Here is a 26,136-nt window from a genome sequence, read left to right as displayed (position 1 = left end):
GCGCTGTGGGGATTTTATGGTCAACTATATTAAAACGACGTTCCAAAATTTTTTTTGAGCCAGCGCGCGTTCCGGACAGATTCTGTCATCTTAATTTCATTTTCCCCGCCAACTGAACATAAAGTTCTCACTTCCCGGGCCGATAACCCTTTGACGAGTCCAGACACGTCATCTTTTTCTCAACAGGACATCTGAAATGAAGTCAGAGCAGGTTATCCAGCGGCTAAGCACCACTCCGGAAGCAAGTATTGAAAGCTTGCAGGAGCATCGCTATTGGCTGCAATGTGAGCGTGCTTATACTTATCAGCCCATTTACCGTACTGACGGCAGGCTGATGGCGATTGAGATTTTGACCGTCGTGACCCATCCGTCGAATCCCACGCAGCGTATCGCACCGGACCGTTACTTTGCCGAAGTGAGCGTGCGCCAGCGTCTGGATGTGCTGGAAGAGCAGCTCGAAATGCTGGGCACAAAGCAGGACTTTTTCGCCTGCCACGACATTCTGGCGTCGGTGAATGTCGACGGCCCTACGCTTATCGCCCTGCGCCAGAACCCGAAGCTGCAAAAACTGGTCGCCTCGCTGCCGTGGATGCGCTTTGAGCTGGTGGAGCACGTGCGTCTGCCGCAGGACTCTTCGTTCGCTTCGATGTGCGAGTTCGGCCCGCTGTGGCTGGACGATTTTGGCACCGGCATGGCGAACTTCTCCGCGCTCAGCGAAGTGCGTTACGACTACATCAAGGTGGCGCGTGACCTGTTCATCATGCTGCGCCAGACCTCGGAAGGCCGTAACCTGTTCACGCTGCTGCTCCAGCTGATGAATCGCTACTGCCAGGGCGTGATCGTCGAAGGTGTCGAAACCCTCGAAGAGTGGCGCGATGTGCAAAACTCACCGGCGGCGGCGGCACAGGGCTATTTCCTCTCCCGTCCGGTGCCAATGGACACGCTCGATAAGGTCATTATCACGCTGTAACCCCTGCTGTTTGCCGCTGCCTGAACTATATTCATGAAAGGCAAGGTAATAAAAAAGGGGATAACAATGACCAAAACCACCAGGATCGTTGCCTGGGTAGCAGGGATCTTCTTGTTGTTGATTGTGGTCGCGATCATCATCATTGCGACGTTCGACTGGAACCGCCTCAAACCGACCATCAACCAGAAAGTCTCCACCGAACTGAACCGGCCCTTCGCCATTCGCGGCGATCTCGGCGTGGTCTGGGAGCGTCAGAAAGACGAAACCGGCTGGCGCAGCTGGGTGCCCTGGCCGCACGTACATGCCAACGATATTATTCTCGGCAACCCCCCTGATATTCCTGATGTGACGATGGTCCATCTGCCGCGCGTGGAAGCGACGCTGGCCCCGCTCGCGCTGCTGACCAAAACGGTCTATCTGCCGTGGATCAAACTGCAACAGCCCGATGCGCGGCTGATTCGCCTGTCAGAGAAGAACAATAACTGGACCTTTAATCTCGCCAGCAGCGGTGAAGAGAAAGATCCCAACGCGCCGCCGTCGGCCTGGTCCTTCCGTCTGGATAATATTCTGTTCGATCGCGGGCGGATCGCCATCGACGACAAAGTCAGCAAAGCGGATATCGAGATCCTGGTCGATCCGCTCGGCAAACCGCTGCCGTTCAGCGAAGTCACCGGCACCAAAGGAAAAGACGATAAAGCCCGCGTTGGCGATTACGTTTTTGGCCTGAAGGCGAAAGGGCGTTACAACGATCAGCCCTTGACCGGGACAGGTAAAATCGGCGGCGTGCTGGCGTTGCGCAGTGAAGGCACGCCGTTCCCGGTGCAGGCGGATTTCCGCTCGGGTAACACCCGCGTGGCCTTTGTCGGCACGGTGAACGATCCGATGAAAATGGGCGGCGTGGATCTGCAGCTCAAATTCTCCGGCGATTCTCTGGGCGAGCTGTATGACTTAACCGGCGTGCTGCTCCCGGATACGCCGCCGTTTGAGACGGACGGGCATCTGGTCGCCAAAATCGATACGGAAAAATCATCGGTCTTTGATTACCGCAATTTCAATGGTCGCATCGGCGACAGCGATATTCACGGCTCGCTCGCCTACACCACCGGTAAACCGCGTCCGAAGCTGGAAGGGGATGTGGAATCGCGCCAGCTGCGCCTCGCCGATCTCGGCCCGCTGATTGGCGTCGATTCCGGGAAAGGTGCGCAGCAGTCCAAACGTTCCGAACAGAAGAAAGGCGAGAAGGACATTCAGCCGTCGGACAAAGTGCTGCCGTACGATCGCTTTGAAACCGACAAGTGGGATGTGATGGACGCCGACGTGCGCTTCAAGGGGCGTAAAATCGAGCACGGCAGCACCTTGCCGATCAGCGACCTCTCGACCCATATCATCCTGAAAAACGCCGACCTGCGCCTGCAGCCGCTGAAATTTGGTCTCGCGGGCGGGACGATTTCCTCCAACATTCACCTCGAAGGCGATAAAAAGCCGATGCAGGGGCGGGCCGACATTCAGGCGCGCAGGCTGAAGCTGAAAGAGCTGATGCCGAACGTTGAACTGATGCAGAAAACCCTCGGTGAGATGAACGGCGACGCGGATATTCGTGGGGTCGGGAACTCGGTGGCGGCACTGCTCGGCAGCAGCAACGGGAATCTCAAACTGCTGATGAACGACGGGCTGGTGAGTCGAAACCTGATGGAGATCCTTGGGCTCAACGTCGGTAACTTTATCATCGGGCAGATTTTTGGCGATGACGAAGTGCGGGTGAACTGCGCGGCGGCGAACCTCGACCTGGTCAACGGCGTGGCGCGTCCGCAGATTTTTGCCTTCGATACGGAGAATGCGGTGATTAACGTGACGGGGACGGCGAGCATGGCTTCGGAGCAGCTGGATTTGACCATCGATCCGGAGAGTAAGGGCTTCCGCATTATCACCCTGCGCTCGCCGCTGTATGTGCGCGGGTCGTTCAAGAATCCGCAGGCGGGTGTGAAAGCGGGGCCGTTGATTGCGCGCGGAGCCGTGGCCGCCGCGCTGGCAACGCTGGTGACGCCAGCGGCAGCCTTGTTGGCGTTGATTTCGCCGTCAGAAGGGGATGCGAATCAGTGCCGGACGATTTTGTCGCAGATGAAGAAGTAGCGAAGGTACGGTCTGCCGCCCGGTGGCGGCTTCGCCTTACCGGGCCTACAAAACCCAAATCCAAACCTAATCGTAGGCCGGGTAAGGCGTAGCCGCCACCCGGCAAAACCCATCACAACGCTTGATGCTTCGTCTCATGCGTCAACAACAACGCAATCAGCGTCAACCCTGCCATCGCCGCCAGATACACACCCACATAGAACAGACCATAATTCGCCTGTAACCAGGTGGCGATATACGGCGCCACAGACGCACCCAGAATCGACGACACGTTATAAGAGAATGACGCCCCGGTATAACGCACTTCCGTCGGGAACAGCTCCGGCAGCAGCGCCCCCATCGGGCCAAAGGTCAGCCCCATCAAGCTCAAACCAATCAGTAAGTAAGCCATCACCAGCGCCGGACTGCCGGAACCCAGCAGCGGCGGGAAGACGAACAGCGCGAACAGAATAATCAGCGACGTAATCACGATCATGCTCGAGCGACGGCCAAATCTGTCGGCCAGCAGCCCGGCAATCGGCACCATCACGCCAAACCCGATCACCGCCATCATCAGCATCCACAGCACTTCGTTACGCGGCAGACCCAAACCCACAGGCGCGGCGGCGGTGCTGAAGGTCATGGAGTAGACCGTCATAATATAAAACAGCGTGTAGGTCGCCAGCATGATGAAGGTGCCCAGCACGGTCACGCGAAGATGTTTAGTCAGCAGCGTGCCGAGCGGGATTTTCACCTGCTTTTTCGCCGCCGCCACTTTGGCGAACACCGGCGTTTCATGCAGGGAAACGCGGACATACAGGCCGATCAGCACCAGCACCGCCGAGAAGATAAACGGAATACGCCAGCCCCAGCTCATGAACTGCTCGTCGGTCAGCAGCCAGGAGAGCAGCAGGAAGGTGCCGTTGGCGAAGAAGAAGCCAATCGGCGCGCCCAACTGCGGGAAAGAGCCGTACAGCGCGCGTTTACGCGGTGGCGCATTCTCTGTCGCCAGCAGCGCCGCGCCGCCCCATTCACCGCCAAGGCCCAGGCCCTGACCAAAACGCGCCAGCGCCAGCAGCACCGGCGCCAGAATACCGATGGTTTCGTAGGTCGGCAGCAGGCCGATCGCCACGGTGGAAATCCCCATCGTCAGCAGCGAGGCCACCAGCGTGACTTTGCGCCCGACGCGGTCGCCAAAGTGACCGAACACCGCCGAACCAATCGGGCGGGCAATAAAGGCGATGGCGAAGGTAGCCAGCGACTGTAGCGTTGCCGCCGTCGGATCGCCCTGCGGGAAGAAGATATGCGGAAAGACGATGACCGCGGCGGTGGCGTAAATATAGAAATCGAAGAATTCGATGGCGGTGCCAATCAGTGAGGCAACGACGACTTTATTACGCGAGTTGACCGGCGTGCTTTCCGGTTCTGAATCAAGAGTTGTGGCGGTGGCTTGCATAAAATTTTCTTATTGTTTGGTCTGACGAAAGGCCATATTACGCATAGCAAAAGCGACATTTCAATCTGTAACAGGGGCGCGAAGCGGCGAGAAAAGCAGCAAAAAGCGGATAATCTTCAGCCTGACGAAAACCCTTCCATGAAATGCTTCACAGAATTTAAATATCAGTCGATAAAACTGGTTTTTGGTTAAATAAAAGTTACAGGCTGGATTTATATGCTGAAATGCCGAATCGGGCTGAAATTTTGCATTCTTATTCAGCCCGATAAGGGGTTTAGCGGTGGGTTTTGCCCGGCATGCGCGGGTCGTCTTTGTACTCGGCGGTGGCGATCCAGGCGGCGCAGAACAGCGTCAGGCGGGCGAAGAAGTAGAAGAACGCCATCAGGCCCAGCACCGAGCCAAACGCCGCGCCGGACGGGGATTTCACCAGCGACGGCAGGGTGTAGGTCATCACGATCTTAATCACTTCAAAGCCGATGGCAGCGATGAAGGTCCCGCGGATCAGCGCTTTCTTGCGCGGACGGTGGCGCGGCAAACGCCAGAAAATCCAGAAGAACAGCAGATAGTTGGCGAAGATTGAAATCGCCAGGCCAATCAGCCGCCAGGCGGGTTTCAGCCACTCGATGTAGTCCAGATACAGCGCCGAGATGATCATCTGCTGCGCGGAGCCGGCCACGGACGTGATCGACAGCGTCACGACCAGGGCGACCAGCAGGCCAATCAGCGACACGAAGTCGCGGAAATACTTAATCCAGATTTTCTCCTGGTCCTGCGGCGTGCGCTCCCAGACGTCGCGCGACTGGGCACGGATTGCCTCGCGCAGGTTCCCCATCCAGTTGATCCCGGAGTAGAGGGCGATCAACAGCCCGACAATCCCCACGGTGGTACGCTGCTGCACGGCGGTGTTGATGGTGCTTTTGAGCGTGGCGGCCAGCGTCGGGTCGCTGACGTTAATCAGGATCTTGTTGAAAATGTCCTGTAACAGCGTCGGGTGCGAGGCGAGGACAAAACCCGCCGCGGCAAAGGACACCATCATAATCGGGATCATCGACAGGAAGGAGAAGTAGGTGATGGCCGCTCCAAACTGGTTGCCCATACGGTCGTTAAAGCGTTCTGCGGCGCGGATCAGGTGCGCAATCATCGGGCGGCGCTGAATCTTCTGCGCCGTTCCGGTGACGGTTTCCAGCGCTTTGGTGGCCTTGCTGGATGAGGGATTTTTTTCTGGCTCTGCTTCCATCTTTTTGATGGGGTCGTACTCCAGTTCCTGGGTGGGTCGTTGCGGGTTGTTTTCCGGCGTCACGCGCATTTTCCTTTTTTCGTTTGGCGGGAATTTACTGAATTATAGACTGCGACTAGTCAACGTAGGCTTTCATTATCGTCGTTAGCCACTCCATGAACAGATGAACGCGGCGCGAGAGGTTGCGCCGATGCGGGTAAATCAGGGAAACCGGCATCGGTTCTGCGCGGTATTGCGGCAGGATCTCGACCATTTTTTTGGCCTTGATCGCCTCACGCACGCCCACGCGCGGAACCTGAATAATGCCCAGACCGGCCAGGCACGCCGCGTGATAGGTCTCGGTGCTGTTGACTGTCAAAATGCCGCCGGTTTTCACCCACTGGGTGCTATCGCCGTTATAAAACTCAAACCCCTGCGGACGCGTGCCCAGATTCAGGGCGTAGTGAATCACCGCGTGAGAGGCCAGATCGTCCAGATTCTCCGGGTAGCCAAAACGCGCCAGATAATCAGGGCTGGCGCAGTTAATGATCGACAGTTTGCCGAGCGAGCGGGCGATTAACCCCGAATCCTTCAACGTGCCGACGCGCACCACGCAGTCGAACCCTTCGCGTATCACATCGACCATCCGGTCGCTGCTGCTCAATTCCAGCTCAATGCCGGGGTACTGCTGCAAAAAGGCGGGTAGTTTCGGGATGACTAAATTTCGCGCAACGCCAACGGGCATGTCGACGCGTAAGCGCCCGCTGATGCTGGTGGGGTCGTGCTGGAAAAGACCGTCCAGTTCGTCGAGGTTGGCCAGCAGATCTTTTGCCCGCTCGTAATAGACCATCCCGTCCTGCGTGAGGCTAACGCGGCGCGTCGTGCGGTGTAACAGCTGGGTGCCGAGCAGGTTTTCCAGCGCCTGAATCTGGCGCGATACGCTACCTTTAGGAAGTCCTGACGTGTCCGCGGCGCGAGAAAAACTCTCCATTTCCGCCACGCGGATGAAGAGCTGCATTGCGTGAATTTTATCCATAGGCTGCGCTCATTATTGTTGTCAGTGAAACAGTGAAGCGTTTTCTGCCATCTTTATTGATTTTCTATCACCTAATAAGCTCTTACTCAATCGCCATATCAAACGAAACGAGGTTTATCATGAGTGAACGTATTGCATTAGTGACAGGTGGCAGCCGCGGCTTAGGTAAAAACGCAGCGCTGAAGCTGGCGGCGAAGGGAACCCACATCATCCTGACCTACAACAGCAGCCAGAAAGAAGCGCAGGAAGTGGTGCGCGAAATTGAATTAAAAGGGGTGAAAGCGGTGGCATTGCAGCTGAACGTCGGGGATACCTCAGCCTTCGAACGTTTTGCCGCAGAAGTGCTCTCCCAGCTTAAGCATGTCTGGCAGCGTGACACCTTCGATTATTTATTGAACAACGCTGGAACGGGTTTATACGCGCCCTTTGCAGAGACCAGCGAAGCGCAGTTTGACGACGCGATGAACGTCCATTTCAAAGGCCCGTTCTTCCTGACCCAGCGCCTGCTGCCGCTGATCAAAGACGGCGGGCGCATCCTCAACGTCTCCAGCGGACTGGCGCGTTTTGCCCAGCCGGGCTCCAGTACCTACGCGGCGATGAAAGGGGCGATGGAAGTGCTGACTCGCTATCAGGCTAAAGAGTTAGGCGCACGTAAAATCACCGCAAATATCATCGCCCCGGGCGCGATTGAGACCGATTTTGGCGGCGGACGGGTGCGCGATAATGCGCAGATTAATCAGATGGTGGCCTCGAATACGGCCCTTGGACGCGTCGGACTGCCGGATGACATCGGTGACGCCATCGCGGCCCTGTTGAGCGACGAACTGGGGTGGATGAATGCCCAGCGCATCGAAGTGTCAGGCGGGATGTTCCTGTAAGTTCTTAACGGCTTTCAGGCTGATATTCATGCTTTAACAGGCTGAAAATCCAGTCGTTGTGCCAGCTATCCGCCAGCCAGTAGTTTTCCCGCAACTCGCCTTCCAGCACAAAGCCTGCTTTCTCCAGCAGGCCGCGGGAGGCGGCGTTGCCCACCGTCACCGTGGCGGTCAGACGGCGAATCCCACCCTCGTTAAACGCGTAATCACACACGGCGCGTAACGACTCATATCCGTAACCTTTCCCCTGCGATTCTGCCGCGAAAATAAAGCCCACTTCCGCGCAGTCATTTTCTCTGTGAATATAACCGGTAGCCCCCAGTGGTGTCTGGCTGGCAGTGTCACGCACAATCAGACACAGCCAATGTGCGCTGCCAGGTTCCCACGGCTGTAGACGAGGTTCGAATGCCTCCCGAATGACGGCAATTGGCCGCTTATTGGCGATAAATCGCATCACATCGGGGTGTTGTTGCAGCGACAGGTAAAACGGCCAGTCTTGTTCCTGTACAGGCGAGCAGGTCAGGCGTGAAGTAGTGAGTACCGGCATTCGTTTTCTCCCATAACTATTTTCAATGATTATAGAGCTGTCACTTTATTTCTCCATAATCTCAGTTATGGTTTAACAGCACAGAAATAAAAGAAAAAATTGCCTTTAAGGCCAGCTTAATCAGCTTTGTAGTACTTAAGGAAAATGATGACATCGGGTACATCGCACCATATCGGCGAGCAGTTTGAACATTGTATTGGCATTATTCGTCATGCATCCGTGGAGATTTTATTGCTCCTGGATGTGCACGTCTCTGAAGGGAAAGACCCGCGCTGGTTCCTCGACCAACTCGATACGGCCCGACTGGCGCTGGGCGGATGGGGACCGGTGGCGAAACGGCTGAATCTGAATGACGCCGAAATGTCCGACTTCACGCTGCAATTACGCCTGTTGCAGCAGCGCGTGCCGAAATATGAAAGCGGCCAGGATGTCAGCCAAAACCAGCTGATTGCCGCGGTGCGTTTCGTCACGGCGCTGGAACATCTTCGTCTGCAGCAGCCCTTGCTGGGCTATAACACCGATCTCGCGCCGGGCAACGAATCCCTGCAACTTCAGGCCCATAAGCAGGTGCGCGCGCTCGAACTGATGATTAAATCCTTGATTATGCAGGCGTGGCCCGATCCGGTGCGGCTTAATAATCACCTCAAAACTCTCTTCAACGCCGACCGCGTCCGCCGCTGGCTGAAGAACAGCGAGCGCAACGACGTGCTGAGCGGCATGATGTTCAGCGAAATGGCGCAGATGCTGGTCGATAAGAAAGAGTTCAGCCGCTACTACTCGTCGCTGTTCAATGACCGCTCGAATTTAACGCTGCTGGTTGAACCGCGCAAAACCCTGCAAACCTTCCTCGATGACATCCGCCAGATCCGCAATATGCTCACCGTGCAGCAGGCGCTGAGTTCGGCGCAACTTTTGCTGCTGGATAACTACTACGCCCAGATTGCCGGGCCGATCCAGCGGGCGTTTGAAGAAGGGCGCACGCGCATCAACCCGACCGGGCTGATGGCGGTCGACGCCAGCGAGCTGCACAACTTCTGGGAAAATGCCCAGAAGATGGACCGTCAGACTGGCGGCGATCTGTTTGAAATTCGCGACAGCATTGAAAAACCGACCCAGCGCGCGCCGCGAACACCCGAGCAGCGCGACCAGCTTATCTCCGGCGCACTGTGGGGTGCGGTGGGGGTGATGGTGCTGGCGATCGTTGCGGGCGGAGTCTGGCTGGTGTTTGGCAGCAGCCCGCCGTCAGCGGCCGCCGCGCCCAACCCTGAGCCGCCGCAGGTGGCGCAAGAGATGCGCGAAGCCCCGTCCTCGCGGGAAAAACTGACGCGTATGGGTGTGACCTGGGATGAGAATAACTTCCGCTCGGCCATCGATCGCAATGATACTCGCGCGACGCTGCTGTTTTTGAAGGGCGGAATGGACTGGAAGATGTCCTGGACCGAACAGGCGATGTCAGCCGGATACGATGACGTGCTGGAAGTGTTGATGCGCTACCGCCTGCAAATGGTCGAGCAGAAACCCTGTCGACGCTTTATTGCAACCGTGAGTCATGCGATGGCGAACGGCGAACAGCTGACCTCCATACGCAAGCAATATCTGAAGGCGTTCTGTACGGTACCCGCGGTGGTGCAGCGACAGAAATACGAAGCCGATCAGGCGAAGCGGCGCGCCCTGGCGCAGCCGGATGCGAGCACGAAAAAATGGCAATCAATCCAGACCGATATTTATGATGTGATTCGCTAATCTCCACCACCTTGTAGGCCGGGTAAGGCGCGGCACAAGAGCCAGAAAACGCCCGATGGCGCTGCGCTTATCGGGCCTACGGGTTAGGGCTCAGCCTTTGTAGGCCGGGTAAGGCGAAGCCGCCACCCGGCTTATTTCAGCACCGAAACCAGAAACCGCTAGGGCTCTCCGTACAGCCCAATCAGTCGTCGCACGACGCCGTTGGTCCAGCCAAAGCCATCCTGCAACGGATACTCGCCCCCGCCGCCTTCGCGCGGCGTGCCGCTGGCGATGTGGTACTTCTCAATCAGCTTGTGGTGCGTTTTGTAGAAGTGGTTCACCGTCTGCAGCCAGCTCCAGGCGATCTCATCTCCCAGCGAGTCATTGCCGTACTGTTTGAACCCCTGAATCGCCATCCACTGTAGCGGCGCCCAGCCGTTCGGTTTGTCCCACTGTTCGCCCGTTTCGTGCTCGGTAGCGAGAATGCCGCCCGGCGTCAGCAGACGGGCTTTCACCGTATCGGCCAGACGATCGGCCTGTTCATGGGTCGACATCCCAACGTACAGCGGCACGATGCTGGCAGCGGAGAACAGCCCCATCTCTTCGCGACGCCAGTCGTAATCGCGGTAACAGCCGTTTTCGTCGTCCCACAGGAAGCGGTTCACGGCGGCACGGCGGTCGTTGGCCTTCTGGCGGAAGGTAGTTTCGGTCTCTTTATCGCCTTTTGCGCCGGAGATATTGGCGATAGCGCTTTCCAGCTTGAACAGGAACGCGTTCAAATCGATCGGGATAAACTGGGTGGTGCGAATGCTGGCGAGACGCCCGGCATCCCGCAGCCAGCGGGAGGAGTAATCCCAGCCCGACGCCGCGCCCGCGCGCAGATCCCGGTAAACTTCATTCGGCGGACGGCCCGAGTGCTTTGCCGTTTCCACATCTTCAATCCACGACTCATCGCGCGGTGTGTCGCGGTCGTCCCAGTAGCGGTTGAGCAGCGAGCCGTCTGGCATGCGCACCACGTGGCGATAGGCCTGATTCAGCACCAGCGAATCGGCACCGTCCATCCAGAAAGCGTACTCCATCAGCAGGTGGTCGAGATAACGCTTCGCCCCGCGCACGCCGTCCTCTTCAAACAGCTCAACCATCAGGGCAAACACCGGCGGCTGCGAGCGGCTGAGATAATAGGTACGGTTCCCGTTCGGGATATGACCGTAGCGCTCGATCATCCACGCAAAATTGTCGGCCATGCATTTCAGCAGATCGTTGCGCCCGCTCTCCGCCAGCCCTAGCATGGTGAAATAGGAGTCCCAGTAGTAGGTCTCGCTGAAACGCCCGCCGGGCACGATATAGGCCTGCGGCAGCGCCAGCAGGGACGACCACGGAATATGATCCTGCGGCTCGCGCGTCAGCACCGGCCACAGATTATCGATGTGCTCTTTGAGGGACTGGCTCGGGTCGGAGACGTATTCGGTGGTCAACGATTCCGGCATCCAGAAGTGATTTTCGACAAAGCGCTTCAGGTCGAAATCACGGTGGCGTCGCACCTTGCGATAGCGAATGAGGATGTCGAGCGGGTCCATCTTCGGCGCACAGTCGGGGAAGGTTTTGCTGTCGGCAAACAGGCGCGTTGACTGGACGTGCTCGAAGAGTTCAAGATAGCGATCGGCCGGGGTGAGCGCGTCAGACGCGGGCAGCCCCTCAATCATTTCGGGTTCCGGTTCCGCCTCGATCATCTCATCCAGTTTCAACTCGCAGGGATCGGTTTCGTAGCGCAGCTCTTCTGCAATCTCGAACTCGACGATATCTGCAGCGTGTAATTTCTGGTTGAACATGGTGGTTAGGACCTCCGGTTTGCGTTGTCACACATACGGGTGTTTCCCGGGCATCTACTAAGCTTAGACACTCGCTTCGGTGTGTGAAGGACGAAGTGTGCGGTAGATCACGTTTTGTGGTTTGGCCTTGTCGACCAGAATGTTATGTATCTCGCTGATATTTCTATTCTAATCAAGCCATGACTGCGCGAGGCGCGTCATTGAAATTCAGAGCATTCGTTTTGCAACGATTTATGAATGGATAACATGCCTTTGCGCAGAGGAGGCTTAATGTCAGCAATACTATTTACCACTATTCCTGATGGGGGAATACGGTATCTTAATTATTCCAATCAAGATTATAAAAGATTACAATGTGCCCAATAGTGGAAATTAGGGCAATGCTTAAAATGAAACAGGTCATTTCTTTTGTAAAGCAATTAAACAGACAGCGAAATATAAAAACCAAAGAGTTAAAGCGTCGGTTTAAGCTGCTTCGTGCATCTAAAAATATTAAAGATAATCGTAATAAAGAAATAGACATGAGTTCGGTGAGTCGAATTCTATTTCCTTTTGTGGATTTAGGTATCGGTGATGCCGTCTGTCACACAGGAATATGGCGTGAGCTCAAGCAGGCCGGATATACATTGCAAATTATTGCTGAAGAGCGCAATCGCGATCTTTTTGAGAAAATGACTTTTATCGACGAAGTGTATATCGTCAATCTCAATGATATTCAGTCATTGCCCATGATTGATACGGATCTGGTTATCAGCCATTACTCATGGATGAAGCGAAAAGAACTTTTTGATGTTCAGCTATTACAGCGTGTTAACTATCAATATGCCATTAACTTCGGTGGCTGGCTGAAGAAACCGTGGAATAAGACCATCCCGATAACGAATGATTTTCATATCACACACCCGCAGCGTGAAATCCTGAAAGTCCTCGGGATTGCCTCCGATGACCTGCTCTATTCGCTCTCCGTCCCTATGAAGCATGATAGTTTTATCACTGATTATCTTGCCTCATATGATTATGAAAAAATCGTGGTGATTAATCCCTTCGCCAGCGTGGAAGAACGAAGCTTATCACGGGCTCAGCTGGAAAAAATGGCAACCCTGGTTTCTGAGCAAGACAACACGCATGTGTTTATTGTCGGGGAGGCCCGCAAGTTATCAGACTTACATTTTGACAGCGACAGGATCACCGTCTGTAATTTTAATTCCCTCTGGGATGCTATCGCATTAATTGAAAAAGCGGATCTGGTTATCTCGGTTGATACCGCGATGGTCCATATTGCCTGTGCGCTGAATAAAAAGATGATTGGCATCTATTATTCTATGCTGCTGGATCATAACAGCGCCTATCAGGGTAATATTATTTTCGCTCCCGTCGGCGAAAACGCACACCAGCTTATTTTTGATAAGCATAATAATAAGATTAATGTCGAACGGATTGTTGATAAAGCACATACCATGCTTAATTCTTAACATAAAAAAACTGACCATGGTTTTGCATGGTCAGTTTCATTTCTTCTGCAGCGAGATTGTCGTTAAGACATTAACGCATCGTCACAAACTCTTCCGCCGCCGTCGGGTGGATCGCCACGGTATTGTCGAAGTCTTTCTTGGTGGCACCCATTTTCAGCGCTACCGCAAAGCCCTGCAGGATTTCATCCATGCCGAAGCCGATGCCGTGGATCCCGACGATTTTCTCTTCCGGGCCGACGCAAACCAGCTTCATGCGGCACGGCTGGCGATGAGACGTCACTGCGGTGTACATCGCCGTGAAGGACGATTTGTACACTTTCACCTGATCGTCGCCATGCAGCTCGCGCGCCTGCGGTTCGGTTAATCCGACGGTGCCGATTGGCGGGTGGCTGAAGACCACGGTCGGGATGTTGCTGTAATCCAGATGCTCGTCCGGTTTGTTGTTGAACAGACGCTCAGACAGACGACGGCCTGCGGCAACGGCAACGGGCGTCAGCTCAACCGCACCGGTGTTATCACCGACCGCATAAATTCCTGGAACACTGGTGTTCTGGAACTTATCGACTTCGATGTAGCCTTTCGCGTTGGTTTTCACGCCGGTGACGGCGAGATTGAAGTTGTCGTTAGCCGGTTCGCGACCAATCGCCCAGATCAGGCAATCGACGGTCTGGCTGCGGCCATCTTCCAGCTCCAGAGTCAGGCTGCCGTCGGCGTTTTTCACCACCGCTTTTGGTACCGCGTTGGTGTGCAGTTTTGGCCCTTCGGCGTTCATCACTTCGACCAGCGTCTCGACAATCAGCGGATCAAAGCTGCGCAGCGGCGCGTGTTTACGCACGAACAGGTGCGCATCCGCGCCCAGGCCGTTAATCACACCCGCCAGTTCGACAGCGATATAACCCGCACCGACTACCGCCACGCGTTTTGGCAGGGCAGGCAGTTCGAAGAAACCGTCGGAGTCGATACCATATTCCACGCCCGGAATGTCCGGGTGGCTTGGACGACCGCCGGTGGCGATCAGAATATGATCGGCGGTGATCGTCTCGCCGTTCACTTCGATCGTCTTCGCATCGACGAAGCGCGCAAAGCCGCGGATCACATCGACGTTATTCTTGCCCAGCACGTTGTCATACGAAGTATGGATGCGGTCAATGTAGGCGGTACGGCTGGCAATCAGCTTGTCCCAGTCGAAGTGATTGATGGTGGTGTCGAAGCCGTAATCCGGGCCGTACATATGGATGGCCTCACGGATTTGCGCGGCGTGCCACATCACTTTTTTCGGTACACAACCGACGTTCACGCAGGTGCCGCCCAGCTCTTTGGCTTCGATCAGCGCACATTTCTGGCCGTACATGGCTGCACGGTTAATCGAGGCGATACCGCCGCTGCCGCCGCCAATGGCGATGTAGTCATAATGCTTAGTCATAACTTCTTCCTTAATCGTTGATTGCCGCGATTGTATACCTGGAATCCATAGGTTCCACCGATGACTGCGATTACTCTGGCACGATCCAGCTGACGGTCGCGTGGCCATGACCACTTGGCACCAGGGTTTTATGCAGCCACGGCAGGACGTTGTTCATCTGCGCTTCGAGTTTCCACGGCGGGTTGATGACGATCATCCCGGAGGCGGTCATGCCGCGCTGATCGCTGTCCGGACGTACCGCCAGCTCGATCTGCATGATTTTGCGGATGCCGGTCGCTTCCAGCTCTTTGATCATGCGTTTGATTTGCGCGCGCAGAACCACCGGATACCACAGGGCGTAGGTCCCGGTGGCGAAGCGTTTGTAGCCTTCGTTGATGCCAGTGACCACCGCCTGATAGTCAGTTTTGATTTCGTACGGCGGGTCGATCAGCACCAGGCCGCGACGGGAGACCGGCGGCAGTTTGGATTTCAGCTGTTGATAGCCGTCGGCTTTTTCCACGCGTGCGCGGTCATCTTTCTGGAACTCAGAGCGCAGCAGCGGGAAATCGCTCGGGTGCAGCTCGGTCAGCTGAAGGCTGTCGTGCTCGCGCAGCAGCTGGCGCGCAATCAGCGGCGAGCCAGGGTAGTAGCGCAGCTGGCCGCTGCGGTTGAAATGATTCACCACGCCGATGTACGGCTCCAGCTCAGCCGGAAGATCGTCCTGCTGCCAGATGCGGGCGATACCTTCCAGATATTCACCGGTACGCTCCGCGTGCTGGCTGCTGAGCTGATAACGGCCCGCGCCCGCGTGGGTGTCCAGATAGAGAAATGGCTTATCTTTCTCTTTCAGAGATTCAATAATCAGACTCTGAACGGTGTGTTTGAGGACATCGGCGTGGTTGCCCGCGTGGAAGCTGTGGCGATAACTGAGCATGGGTAAAGGTGTTCCAGTAGAGAATCGTAGGCCCGGATCGCTGCGCGCCCCAGGCGAAAAAAGAGCGTATTGGCACAGTATACAGAAAAGTCCCCGCCGCCGCGAAAGCGCTGCGCCTGGCATTGAAATTCACTACACTTATCCCCATTACAGAAACAATATGCCCAGCGCCGGATGCGCGCTTCATTCACCTTATTCAACAGGACAGCGCTTATGACCAACCCATTACTCACGCCTTTTTCGTTGCCGCCGTTTTCTAAAATCCTCCCTGAGCACGTTGTCCCGGCTGTGACCCAGTCGCTGGATAACTGTCGCGAGGCGGTTGAGCGCGTGGTTGCGCAGGGCGCACCTTACACCTGGGACAATCTGTGCCAGCGCCTGGCGGAAGTGGATGACGTGCTGGGCCGTATTTTCTCGCCGGTGAGCCACCTGAACTCGGTGAAAAACAGCCCGGAGCTGCGCGAAGCCTATGAACAAACCCTGCCGCTGCTCTCTGAGTACAGCACCTGGGTCGGTCAGCATGAAGGGCTGTACAACGCATATCGCGATCTGCGCGACGGCGAAAACTACGCGAAGCTGGATATCGCCCAGAAGAAAGCGGTCGATAACGCCCTGCGTGATTTTGAACTGTCGGGCATCGGCCTGCCGAAAGAGAAACAGCAGCGCTACGGTGAAATCGCCGCGCGTCTGTCCGAGCTTGGCAACCAGTACAGCAACAACGTCCTCGACGCCACCATGGGCTGGTCGAAGCTCATCACCGATGAAGCCGAACTGGCAGGCATGCCGGAAAGCGCGCTGGCCGCCGCCAAAGCGCAGGCCGAAGCGAAAGAGCAGGAAGGCTATCTCCTGACGTTGGATATCCCGAGCTATCTGCCGGTGATGACCTACTGCGACAACCAGGCGCTGCGTGAAGAACTCTACCGCGCCTACAGCACCCGCGCCTCTGACCAGGGCCCGAACGCCGGTAAATGGGACAACAGCCCGGTGATGGCGGAAATTCTCGCTCTGCGTCACGAGCTGGCACAACTGCTGGGCTTTGACAGCTACGCCGAAAAATCCCTCGCCACCAAAATGGCGGAAAACCCGCAGCAGGTGCTCGATTTCTTAACTGACCTCGCTAAACGCGCGCGTCCGCAGGGCGAAAAAGAGCTGGCTCAGCTGCGTGCCTTCGCTAAAGCGGAGTGTGGCGTGGATGACCTGCAGCCGTGGGACATCGCCTACTACAGCGAAAAACAGAAACAGCATCTCTACAGCATCAGCGACGAGCAGCTGCGCCCGTACTTCCCGGAAAGCAAAGCCGTTAACGGCCTGTTCGAAGTGGTGAAACGCATCTACGGCATCACCGCCAAAGAGCGTCACGATGTGGAAGTCTGGCACCCGGAAGTGCGTTTCTTCGAGCTGTACGACGAGAAAAACGAGCTGCGCGGCAGCTTCTATCTGGACCTGTACGCGCGTGAGAACAAACGCGGCGGGGCGTGGATGGACGACTGCGTCGGCCAGATGCGTAAAGCCGATGGCTCGCTGCAAAAACCGGTCGCCTACCTGACCTGCAACTTCAACCGTCCAGTCAATGGCAAACCAGCGCTGTTCACGCACGACGAAGTGATCACCCTGTTCCACGAATTCGGCCACGGTCTGCACCATATGCTGACCCGTATCGAAGCGGCGGGTGTGTCTGGCATCAGCGGTGTGCCGTGGGATGCCGTCGAGCTGCCGAGCCAGTTTATGGAAAACTGGTGCTGGGAGCCGGACGCGCTGGCGTTTATCTCCGGTCACTATGAAACCGGTGAACCGCTGCCGAAAGAACTGCTGGATAAAATGCTGGCGGCGAAAAACTACCAGGCGGCGATGTTTATCCTGCGCCAGCTGGAGTTCGGCCTGTTCGATTTCCGCCTGCACGCGGAGTTCAGCCCGGAGCAGGGGGCTAAAATCCTCGAAACCCTGGGCGAGATTAAGAAGCAGGTGGCGCTCATTCCTGGGCCATCGTGGGGCCGTTTCCCACACGCTTTCAGCCATATCTTTGCGGGCGGTTACGCGGCGGGCTACTACAGCTACCTGTGGGCCGACGTGCTGGCAGCAGATGCCTTCTCTCGCTTCGAAGAGGAAGGGATCTTCAACCGCGATACCGGTCAGTCGTTCCTGGATAACATCCTGACGCGCGGCGGTTCCGAAGAGCCAATGGAGCTGTTCAAACGCTTCCGTGGCCGCGAGCCGCAGCTGGATGCGATGCTGGAACATTACGGAATCAAAGGCTAATCGCGTTCGTGAAAATTTGTTTGCTGGATGAAACAGGCGCCGGAGACGGCGCCTTATCTGTTCTTGCCGCCCGCTGGGGGCTGGAGCACGATGCTGAAAATCTGATGGCGCTGGTGATGACGCCGGAGCATCTGGAACTGCGCAAAAGCGATGAGCCGAAGCTTGGCGGGATCTTTGTCGATTTCGTCGGCGGCGCGATGGCGCACCGTCGCAAATTTGGCGGCGGTCGCGGCGAAGCGGTGGCCAAAGCAGTCGGCGTGAAGGGCAGTTATCTCCCGGACGTGGTAGATGCCACGGCAGGCCTGGGGCGGGATGCCTTCGTGCTGGCCTCCGTGGGCTGTCGCGTGCGGATGCTGGAACGTAACCCTGTGGTCGCCGCTCTCCTCGACGACGGTCTGGCGCGCGGGTATGCCGACCCGGAGATTGGCTCGTGGTTGCAGGAGCGCTTACAGCTGATTCACGCCTCCAGCCTGACGGCGCTAACGGATATCACCCCGCGTCCGCAGGTGGTCTATCTCGATCCGATGTTCCCGCACAAGCAGAAGAGTGCGCTGGTGAAGAAAGAGATGCGGGTGTTTCAGTCGCTGGTGGGGCCGGATCTGGATGCGGATGGATTGCTCGAACCGGCGCGTCTGCTGGCAACCAAACGCGTAGTGGTGAAGCGCCCGGACTATGCGCCGCCGCTGGCGGATGTCGCGACCACCAACGCGGTGGTGACGAAGGGGCATCGGTTTGATATTTATTCCGGCACCCCTGAATAACAAAGCCCGGTGGCGCTAACGCTTACCGGGCCTACAAAACCTGATCGTAGGCCGGGCAAGCGCTAGCGCCGCCCGGCAATTCACACTTACTCGTCTTCTTCATCACGCAGCGGCACAATCAACATATCCACGTGGACGGTGTTGATCAGCTGGCGCGCGGAAGACATCAGTTTGCTCCAGAAATCCTGGTGATGACCGCAAACGACGAGGTCCATATCGTATTTCTTAATCGCATCGACCAGTACCTGGCCCAGGTCGCCGCTGCCGCTTAAGGTTTCGGTAATCGGATAGCCGGCGTTGGTGGAGAGCTCAGACAGCGCGTGGTGCGTCTCTTCGGAGATGCGTTTTTGCATATCGCCAAGGTTAACGTCGATAAGACCGGTGTAGAGATCGGAGTAATTCACATCAACGTGAATCAAAGAAACTTTCGCGTTGTATGGGCGTGCCATGGATACCGCTTTATCAACCAGCACTTTGCTCTCCGGGGAGAGGTCTACCGCGATGAGAATGTGTTTGTAAGCCATAGTGTTACTCCTTCCTTAAGTTATCGATGACTATCAGGTAAGCCGTCGCCTTTCTGCCTTCATTACGGCCCAGTTCAACAAATTTTTCAAGCTTTGGTGTTGATAACGATTAACCTTGTGGCAAAAAAATTAACGGATCTCCTACACTATTTAATGAGCCGTTCGGATATTAAAACGTGAACCCGATCGACTTTCGTCATTCTTTCACTGATCTGTCTGTCAGGGCATTGGGGTGCGGTTGTCCAGAAGTCTCGCTTCGTGGGCGGACGCCGGGGAGGAAGTATGATTAGCACCGTCGCATTGTTTTGGGCGTTATGTGTGGTTTGCATAGTGAATATGGCGCGCTATTTCTCATCGTTACGTGCGCTATTAGTGGTACTTCGAGGTTGCGATCCGTTGCTTTATCAGTATGTGGATGGTGGAGGCTTCTTCACGTCGCATGGACAGCCCAGCAAACAGATGCGTCTGGTGTGGTACATCTACGCCCAGCGCTATCGCGATCATCATGACGACGAGTTTATCCGTCGCTGTGAGCGTCTGCGTCGCCAGTTCATTCTGACCAGCGCCCTGTGCGGGCTGGTGGTGGTGAGCATGGTGGCGTTAGCGCTCTGGCATTGAGCCAAAAAAAAGCGGGTCAGTTTCCTGACCCGCTTTTTCATTGCTTATCCTGCATTAAATCAGTTTCAGCGACAGCCAGTACAGGCCGCCCGAAAGCAGAATCGACGCCGGGAGGGTGAACACCCAGGCCATCAGGATGTTGGTCACGGTTTTACGCTGCAAACCGCCGCCATCAACAATCATCGTACCGGCCACCGAAGATGACAGAACGTGGGTCGTTGAAACCGGCATACCGGTGTAACTCGCCAGACCGATAGAAACGGCAGCGGTCATCTGCGCGGACATACCCTGCGCATACGTCATGCCTTTCTTACCAATCTTCTCGCCGATGGTGGTCGCCACACGACGCCAGCCAATCATTGTCCCGATACCCAGTGCCAGCGCAACGGCCATGATGATCCAGATTGGCGCGTACTCAATAGTATTGAGCATATCGCCTTTCAGTTTCTTCAGCAGACGCTGGTCATCGTTGTTCACATCTGGCTGTTTCGCGACTTTATCGGTCACATCAGAGATGCACAGCATGATGCGACGCAGCTGACCACGTTGTTCAACGGAGAGTTTGTCGTAGCTTTCGATATCGCTCAGCATGCCTTTAGCGCGTTCCAGCGCGTTGATCGCGTTTGCCGGGTGGCAGTGGAACTCGCCCGGAGCGGTGGTCGCACCCGGTTCAGGAGAAGGAATCAGCTGATCAACACCGGTCACGCGTTTCAGCAGTTCAGGGTGCTGCTGGAAGTACGTTTCGACGTTGTTTACTGCATCACGGGTACGGGTGATTTCGTATCCGGTGGCGTTCATGTTGACCACGAACCCTGCCGGAGCGACACCAATCAGGACCAGCATGACCAGGCCAATGCCTTTCTGACCGTCGTTTGCGCCGTGAGAGAAGGCGACGCCGATAGCGGAAAGAATCAGAGCGATACGCGTCCAGAACGGAGGCTTTTTCTTGCCATCTTTCTTTTCACGTTCTGCGGGAGTCAGGTGAATACGGGCGCGTTTTTTGGTTCCGCTCCAGTAACGACGCAGGATGAAAATCAATCCACCTGCAACGACCAGGCCCACGATAGGGGAGATAATCAGAGAGCCGAAGATCCCCATCACTTTAGGGATGTTCAGCGCGTCAACGACAGACGTGCCGGTCATCAGGGCGTTGGTTAACCCGATACCGATAATCGCGCCGATCAGCGTGTGAGAACTGGATGCAGGCAGGCCGAAATACCAGGTACCGAGGTTCCAGATAATCGCAGCAAGCAGCATGGAAAATACCATCGCGAGACCGTGCGCTGAACTCATATTCAGAAGCAGGTCTGTAGGCAGCATGTGAACGATGGCATAGGCTACGCTTAGGCCACCAAGTAGAACACCAAAGAAGTTAAAGACAGCCGCCATAACAACCGCAACTTGCGATCGCATTGCGCGAGTGTAGATAACCGTTGCGACTGCGTTCGCAGTGTCGTGGAAGCCATTGATAGCTTCGTAAAACAGCACAAATGCCAGAGCAAGCAATAGTAAAAGCCCGGTATGTAAATCCAGACCAGCAAACAAATGTAGCATAGGACGTTACGCCATTTTGGAGGACATGAACGCGGCGCATTATCCAGGACAAATGCGCAACGGGCAAAGTGAAATATAGCTTTTTTTTGATATACCTTCTGGATTGTTTACGTCTGGTAAAGAAATATATTTTATATTTCAATTATATGACTGACATATCAGTTTTTTGCGCTGGTGTGACCACAGAGGAAACTTTACAATTCGCGCCTGTTAAACATGAGGATTTTGATGTGGAAAGGTTTGATGCCGTCATAATTGGCGCCGGTGCGGCGGGAATGTTCTGTGCGGCGATGGCCGGACAGGCGGGTCGTCGCGTTCTGTTGCTGGATAATGGCAAGAAACCCGGTCGCAAGATCCTGATGTCTGGCGGGGGTCGCTGCAACTTTACTAATTTATATGTCGAACCCGCGGCCTATTTGAGCCAAAACCGTCATTTTTGCAAATCTGCCCTGGCGCGTTACACCCAGTGGGATTTCATCGATCTGGTCGGCAAACATGGCATCGCCTGGCATGAAAAAACCCTCGGCCAGCTCTTCTGTGATGACTCCGCGCAGCAGATCGTCGACCTGCTGGTGGCCGAGTGCGAGAAGGGCGGCGTCACCACGCGCCTGCGCACCGAAGTGCTGAGCGTCTCTCGCGACGACAGCGGCTATATTCTGGAGCTGAACGGCGACACGGTCAGCGCCGACAAACTGGTGATCGCCAGCGGCGGGCTGTCGATGCCGGGCCTGGGCGCGACGCCCTTTGGCTATAAAATCGCCGAGCAGTTTGGCCTGAAGGTGCTGCCGACTCGCGCCGGTCTGGTGCCGTTTACTCTGCACAAACCGCTGCTGGAGCAGCTCCAGACGCTCTCCGGCGTCTCGGTGTCGTCCACCATTACCGCCGAAGACGGCACCCTGTTCCGCGAAAACCTGCTGTTCACCCATCGCGGTCTCTCTGGCCCCGCCGTACTGCAGATCTCCAGCTACTGGCAGCCGGGCGAATTCGTCACCGTGAATCTGGTGCCGGACTGCGATCTGGCGGCGTTCCTCGACGAACAGCGCGCTGCTCATCCGAATCAAAGCCTGAAAAACACCCTGGCGATGCAACTGCCGAAACGTTTGATCGAGTGCCTGCAACTGCTGGGGCAAATTCCGGACGTCACGCTCAAGCAACTCAACGTGCGCGATCAGCAGGCGCTGGTCGAGACGCTAACCAACTGGCGCGTTCAGCCGAACGGCACCGAAGGCTATCGCACGGCGGAAGTGACCCTCGGCGGCGTGGACACGGATGAACTCTCGTCCCGCACCATGGAAGCGCGCAAGGTTCCGGGGCTCTATTTCATCGGTGAAGTGATGGACGTGACGGGCTGGCTGGGCGGATATAACTTCCAGTGGGCCTGGGCAAGTGCGTGGGCGTGCGCGCAGGCGCTGGCTGAAAGTTAAGTACAATTGAAGCGCAGGTCTGCCGGCCACATGGCTTTGGCCTTGAGGCACAGTTCCTGCGCTGTCGATAATCCCAAGGCGTGGTAGATCATCATCAGGCTGTTATAGACGTCGGGGTTGTTGTGCACCTGCAAGTAACCTTCTGCCCACGAGCGGTATTGCGTCAGCAGCGCCGCATTCTGTGTCCGATTAAATCTCACCAGCAGGGCTACGTGCCTGTCGAAATCCAGCCGGTCGTGCTGGCTCCAGGGATTCACCAGCGAGAGAGTGTCGTCCTGCGCCAGCGGCATCAGCCCCTGCTGTTCGATGTGGGTGAGCTGCACTTCGCTGACCGCGCCGGAGAGCATAAACACCAGCACGGCGCTTGCCACCACGCCGACATTGATACGAAACAATGTGCCGGATGATTTCGCGGTTTGCTGCGCGCGCGCCGCGGGCCCTGTAATGGTCAGGAGCATCACCAGCGTGATCCCGTGCGTGACGGACTGATACAGCGGGTACTCCAGATTCATGTGGATGGCAATCGGCAGGAGTAGCGCGAGGCCCGTCCAGCGACGTCCGCCTTTACCCCATAATCTGATGAAGACGCCCGCCACCATCAGCAGAAGCCCGAGCAGTGCGACGATCCCTCCCTCCATCCAGGTATAGAGGAGTTCGTTATGCGGATACTGGATCGTGGAGTTTTCAAGCCCCTGCGGCATCTGCTGTGCCAGTTGACCAAACAGCGCCTCAAAGCTGCCGTAGCCGTTACCAATGACTGGGTGAGCGCATATCAACTGCCAGGTAAGTCTGAGAATGTACCAGCGCTGTAGCGTCGAGCCTTCTTTCTCTACAAAGCCGGGGATCATGCCGGGGAACAGTGTCGGGCCAAACCAGAGCAAGCCCAGTCCAGCTACCACCCCCGCCATCAGCAGCAGAGCGGCATTGCCCGTGCGACGTGTTTTACTTGAGACCATCAGTAAAATCACACTGCCTGGAGCAGCACTAAGATAACCGGTGCGGCTCTGTACCAGAATCAGCATCGCAGGAACAACGACCAGCGCGACGGCGCAGAGCAGGGTGACAGCTTTCTGACGGCTCATCGTAAACAGCCACAGTGCGCAGAGCAGCCCCGTGGCCAGAAATGATGCGTAAACGTTGATCTGCTGAAAGCTGCCGTACGGGCGACCGCCGGTTAAATGGGGCATGTCACTCAGCTGAACCGCGCCGTACACCACCTGTAACATCGTGGCCGCGACCAGAATCAGCAACCAGACGTTTATCAGGCGACGACTGGACGTCAATTTCAGCAGAAGAAGCCAGACGGCCACCAACCCCCACAGCGCCAGCACTTTCGGCAGGGCATTCCATTGCCAGGCAGGAGAGGGGGACCAGAGAATCGGCAGCGACCACAGCGCCGCACCGACAACGATCCAGATTGTTCCCGGAGGATAAATCGTTTGGCGATGTTGAGCAGTCACGGCACACCACAGGGCGATCAATGCCAGTACCGACCAGGCTAAGAGGTTCTGCGGCAGCGCCAGGCCGGAGCCGCCGTGGTTGGGTAATACGTTTAGTAAAACGGCATTAAACCACAGGCAAAATATTATTGTGATACCCATATAATTAATATGGCGATATCATTAATACACTTGAACCAGTATGAGGGCCTTCCTTGGTCACTCCAGACAGTGTGTCTTTAACCTGCAGTTGAGTATCTCCCGCATTTAGCGAAATGGGTGTGCCCAAAGGTTGATCGTTGACAGTAATCTCAGATTTTCCGTCATCGAGATAAACATAATTATCACCCAGTAAACTAAATGAAACATCGCTTTGACTGGTGCATTGGATATTCACATTCGCTGTTGCCTGACTTCCTTCGGCGTTTTGTAGCGTCACAGTGCCATGATCCAGTACAATTTCTGGAGTGGTTATTTTACACCAGTCTGCCGGAGGGGGAGCAATAGTACAGCCAGCAGGCCTAATTGAACTATTCCAGTTGTAAACAGAGCCGTTCATTTGGGTTGCACTCATATATCCGGCACATACTTCAAGGTTATCACCGTCGTGAATTACTGTTTGTACCTGCACGGCGCGTTGTCCCCCCATGTTATAAGCAGTTACAGCTAGATCGCCGATAGATGTACGACCATTAGTATCCTGAACATAACTAAAACCATATGCCGAATCGGGCAACAGGTTAAGCTGTGGCGCTCCGTTATTATAATACTTATAGAACACCCCAACCTTTTGGCCAGCAGAAATGATTTGCTCAGAGGCTGGACCAATTTCTTGCAATGCCTGATTCAAATGGACCGTTACCCTATTTCCATACCACGAAGAAGTTATGCTTGTCACTACAGGATATTGCCCCGCAGTGACACATTTCGATAATAACAGAAAAGCCATAATAATCTTTTTCATTTACACAAATACCTGGGGTTATTACTGATAACCTAAAATAAAAGTACTAATTGCGGTGAAATCACCTGATGTGACGGTTTTTGCCGAAAGTGCCTGGGGCTTTATTTGCACATAGGCATCGAACGTCAGTGTATTATTTCCCGACTCTAACTGTTTATAAGGCGCAGTCTTATTAATCGCCAACGGAGAACCATTTGGTAATTCCAGCCCAATCGCTACCCCTTTTGCAGTGCTTGAGGGATCGAGTGCCAGTAACGTCGTTAATTCATCATCAGCATTGCCTTCAAAGGTCACGCTCACCGTTTTCATAATCGAGGGATCACAATTTTCGAGATTAATGGTAAAAGGCTGACTTTTGGTCCGCTGATACTGATATAGCGATTTTTCAATTACACTGCCAAAATCCAGCTTTATATCTGCTTTACTCTCAGGCAGCGTGCAAGGCTCTGCTACCAGTGCGCCGGAAAAATGTACATTATCCTCGGCGGCCTGTGCGCTGTTAAAAAGCAGGGCTCCCGCCAGCACGGCGGGGAAAAGAGTCAGTGATTTCATACCCATTTCCTACATGTAGTCCGTGCGAAGCGTCATGGTGGCGTTAAACGCCCCTGCGGTCAGTATCTTACTTTGATCCTGAACCGGGACCGCTTCGATAACCGGCGGTGTGGTAGGGTCGCTAACGGGAACGCGTTGGGCAAAATTCACGGCGGCACCATCCACCAGTATGCGAATGCCCAGACCTTCTTTGTCCGTTTTTACCGCTGAGGCATCAAAGGACGCCGGAGCGGTAGTATCAATCACAATCGCCAGGTTATTTGCAATGTAGCCTGCCTGACAATTCACCGTATATTTCACCGGCTGCTTATAGTTATTCCCATCGATCTTGTTGACGCCCAGATCATCACCAAATGTCACGTCAATTGTGGAATGAGCGGCGTCACCTATCTCACAAGGAGGGACAACAAGTGTGCCATGAAATTGCATATTCTCGGCTGCAGACCCGCAGAGTGGGAGCAGCAGGTACAGAAGTG

The 26,136-nt window shown here is 55.5% G+C and carries 22 protein-coding genes; 9 read left to right on the top strand and 13 right to left on the bottom strand.

Annotated features, from left to right (window positions below; translation table 11 throughout):
- The first annotated feature begins 196 nt into the window (after positions 1–196).
- On the top strand, positions 197–970 hold the full coding sequence (pdeH, locus tag AC3WS9_RS21110) for a cyclic-guanylate-specific phosphodiesterase (RefSeq protein WP_282492850.1): 774 nt from the start codon (positions 197–199) through the stop codon (positions 968–970).
- Positions 971–1,036: 66 nt separating this feature from the next.
- Positions 1,037–3,100, top strand: coding sequence for an AsmA family protein (locus AC3WS9_RS21105; protein ID WP_492490199.1), 2,064 nt, complete (start codon positions 1,037–1,039; stop codon positions 3,098–3,100).
- Positions 3,101–3,212: 112 nt separating this feature from the next.
- Here the strand turns inward: AC3WS9_RS21105 and AC3WS9_RS21100 are convergent, their stop codons facing one another.
- From AC3WS9_RS21100 to AC3WS9_RS21090, 3 genes are all read right to left on the bottom strand, one after another.
- The gene (locus AC3WS9_RS21100) at positions 3,213–4,535 is read right to left on the bottom strand and encodes an MFS transporter (protein WP_285150152.1); all 1,323 of its coding nucleotides are present in this window, start codon (positions 4,533–4,535) and stop codon (positions 3,213–3,215) included.
- A 274-nt stretch (positions 4,536–4,809) separates the two neighbouring features.
- Positions 4,810–5,835 carry an inner membrane protein YhjD gene (gene yhjD / locus AC3WS9_RS21095; protein ID WP_282492853.1) on the bottom strand — a complete coding sequence of 342 codons (1,026 nt, stop codon included), beginning with the start codon at positions 5,833–5,835 and terminating at the stop codon, positions 4,810–4,812.
- Between the two features lie 52 nt (positions 5,836–5,887).
- Positions 5,888–6,787: a LysR family transcriptional regulator gene (locus AC3WS9_RS21090; RefSeq protein ID WP_282492854.1), complete on the bottom strand. Its 900-nt coding sequence runs from the start codon at positions 6,785–6,787 to the stop codon at positions 5,888–5,890.
- A gap of 119 nt (positions 6,788–6,906) precedes the next feature.
- Here AC3WS9_RS21090 and AC3WS9_RS21085 point away from each other — a divergent pair, with 119 nt between their 5' ends.
- The gene (locus tag AC3WS9_RS21085; RefSeq protein WP_285146085.1) at positions 6,907–7,665 is read left to right on the top strand and encodes an SDR family NAD(P)-dependent oxidoreductase; all 759 of its coding nucleotides are present in this window, start codon (positions 6,907–6,909) and stop codon (positions 7,663–7,665) included.
- Positions 7,666–7,669: 4 nt separating this feature from the next.
- On the opposite strand, the gene AC3WS9_RS21080 is transcribed toward AC3WS9_RS21085, so the two are convergent.
- Complete coding sequence (locus AC3WS9_RS21080; protein WP_492490198.1) at positions 7,670–8,209, bottom strand: GNAT family N-acetyltransferase; 540 nt, start codon at positions 8,207–8,209, stop codon at positions 7,670–7,672.
- Between the two features lie 147 nt (positions 8,210–8,356).
- Between AC3WS9_RS21080 and AC3WS9_RS21075 the strand changes: the two genes are divergently transcribed.
- Positions 8,357–9,952, top strand: coding sequence for an STY4199 family HEPN domain-containing protein (locus tag AC3WS9_RS21075; RefSeq protein ID WP_492490197.1), 1,596 nt, complete (start codon positions 8,357–8,359; stop codon positions 9,950–9,952).
- Positions 9,953–10,110: 158 nt separating this feature from the next.
- On the opposite strand, the gene AC3WS9_RS21070 is transcribed toward AC3WS9_RS21075, so the two are convergent.
- Positions 10,111–11,760 (bottom strand): alpha,alpha-trehalase, encoded by a 1,650-nt coding sequence (locus AC3WS9_RS21070; RefSeq protein WP_492490196.1) that lies wholly within the window; start codon positions 11,758–11,760, stop codon positions 10,111–10,113.
- Between the two features lie 380 nt (positions 11,761–12,140).
- Here AC3WS9_RS21070 and AC3WS9_RS21065 point away from each other — a divergent pair, with 380 nt between their 5' ends.
- Positions 12,141–13,232, top strand: a complete 1,092-nt coding sequence (locus tag AC3WS9_RS21065; protein ID WP_492490195.1) for a glycosyltransferase family 9 protein — start codon at positions 12,141–12,143, stop codon at positions 13,230–13,232.
- 70 nt (positions 13,233–13,302) lie between these two features.
- Here the strand turns inward: AC3WS9_RS21065 and gorA are convergent, their stop codons facing one another.
- Positions 13,303–14,655, bottom strand: coding sequence for a glutathione-disulfide reductase (gorA, locus tag AC3WS9_RS21060; protein WP_282492860.1), 1,353 nt, complete (start codon positions 14,653–14,655; stop codon positions 13,303–13,305).
- Between the two features lie 70 nt (positions 14,656–14,725).
- Positions 14,726–15,568 (bottom strand): 23S rRNA (adenine(2030)-N(6))-methyltransferase RlmJ, encoded by an 843-nt coding sequence (locus AC3WS9_RS21055; RefSeq protein ID WP_282492861.1) that lies wholly within the window; start codon positions 15,566–15,568, stop codon positions 14,726–14,728.
- A gap of 213 nt (positions 15,569–15,781) precedes the next feature.
- Between AC3WS9_RS21055 and prlC the strand changes: the two genes are divergently transcribed.
- Complete coding sequence (prlC, locus tag AC3WS9_RS21050; protein ID WP_282492862.1) at positions 15,782–17,824, top strand: oligopeptidase A; 2,043 nt, start codon at positions 15,782–15,784, stop codon at positions 17,822–17,824.
- A gap of 8 nt (positions 17,825–17,832) precedes the next feature.
- Complete coding sequence (rsmJ, locus tag AC3WS9_RS21045) at positions 17,833–18,585, top strand: 16S rRNA (guanine(1516)-N(2))-methyltransferase RsmJ (RefSeq protein WP_492490194.1); 753 nt, start codon at positions 17,833–17,835, stop codon at positions 18,583–18,585.
- 86 nt (positions 18,586–18,671) lie between these two features.
- Here the strand turns inward: rsmJ and uspA are convergent, their stop codons facing one another.
- Positions 18,672–19,109, bottom strand: coding sequence for a universal stress protein UspA (gene uspA, locus AC3WS9_RS21040; RefSeq protein ID WP_003861223.1), 438 nt, complete (start codon positions 19,107–19,109; stop codon positions 18,672–18,674).
- A 282-nt stretch (positions 19,110–19,391) separates the two neighbouring features.
- On the opposite strand from uspA, the gene uspB reads away from it, so the two are divergent.
- Entirely contained in the window at positions 19,392–19,727 is a 336-nt protein-coding gene (gene uspB / locus AC3WS9_RS21035) for a universal stress protein UspB (protein WP_282492864.1), read from the top strand.
- 54 nt (positions 19,728–19,781) lie between these two features.
- Here the strand turns inward: uspB and pitA are convergent, their stop codons facing one another.
- Positions 19,782–21,281, bottom strand: coding sequence for an inorganic phosphate transporter PitA (gene pitA, locus AC3WS9_RS21030; RefSeq protein WP_282492865.1), 1,500 nt, complete (start codon positions 21,279–21,281; stop codon positions 19,782–19,784).
- Between the two features lie 230 nt (positions 21,282–21,511).
- On the opposite strand from pitA, the gene AC3WS9_RS21025 reads away from it, so the two are divergent.
- A complete protein-coding gene (locus tag AC3WS9_RS21025) occupies positions 21,512–22,705 on the top strand; it encodes a BaiN/RdsA family NAD(P)/FAD-dependent oxidoreductase (RefSeq protein ID WP_492490193.1) in 1,194 nt (397 codons plus the stop codon).
- Here the strand turns inward: AC3WS9_RS21025 and AC3WS9_RS21020 are convergent.
- Genes AC3WS9_RS21020 through AC3WS9_RS21005 form a run of 4 tightly spaced genes read right to left on the bottom strand, consistent with a single transcriptional unit; the run spans position 22,702 to position 26,089 of the window.
- Positions 22,702–24,306: a PglL family O-oligosaccharyltransferase gene (locus AC3WS9_RS21020; RefSeq protein ID WP_492490192.1), complete on the bottom strand. Its 1,605-nt coding sequence runs from the start codon at positions 24,304–24,306 to the stop codon at positions 22,702–22,704. The genes AC3WS9_RS21025 and AC3WS9_RS21020 overlap by 4 nt on opposite strands.
- Before the next feature lie 4 nt (positions 24,307–24,310).
- Positions 24,311–25,108 carry an MrpH family fimbial adhesin gene (locus AC3WS9_RS21015; protein WP_492490191.1) on the bottom strand — a complete coding sequence of 266 codons (798 nt, stop codon included), beginning with the start codon at positions 25,106–25,108 and terminating at the stop codon, positions 24,311–24,313.
- 21 nt (positions 25,109–25,129) lie between these two features.
- Entirely contained in the window at positions 25,130–25,660 is a 531-nt protein-coding gene (locus AC3WS9_RS21010) for a fimbrial protein (RefSeq protein WP_492490190.1), read from the bottom strand.
- Positions 25,661–25,669: 9 nt separating this feature from the next.
- Positions 25,670–26,089, bottom strand: coding sequence for a fimbrial protein (locus AC3WS9_RS21005; protein ID WP_492490353.1), 420 nt, complete (start codon positions 26,087–26,089; stop codon positions 25,670–25,672).
- Positions 26,090–26,136: the final 47 nt, after the last annotated feature.

It is taken from the genome of Lelliottia sp. EB106-05-01-XG201 (assembly GCF_058791735.1).
Note: the sequence above shows the minus strand (reverse complement) of the source record. Positions and strands in the feature narration are given on the sequence as shown.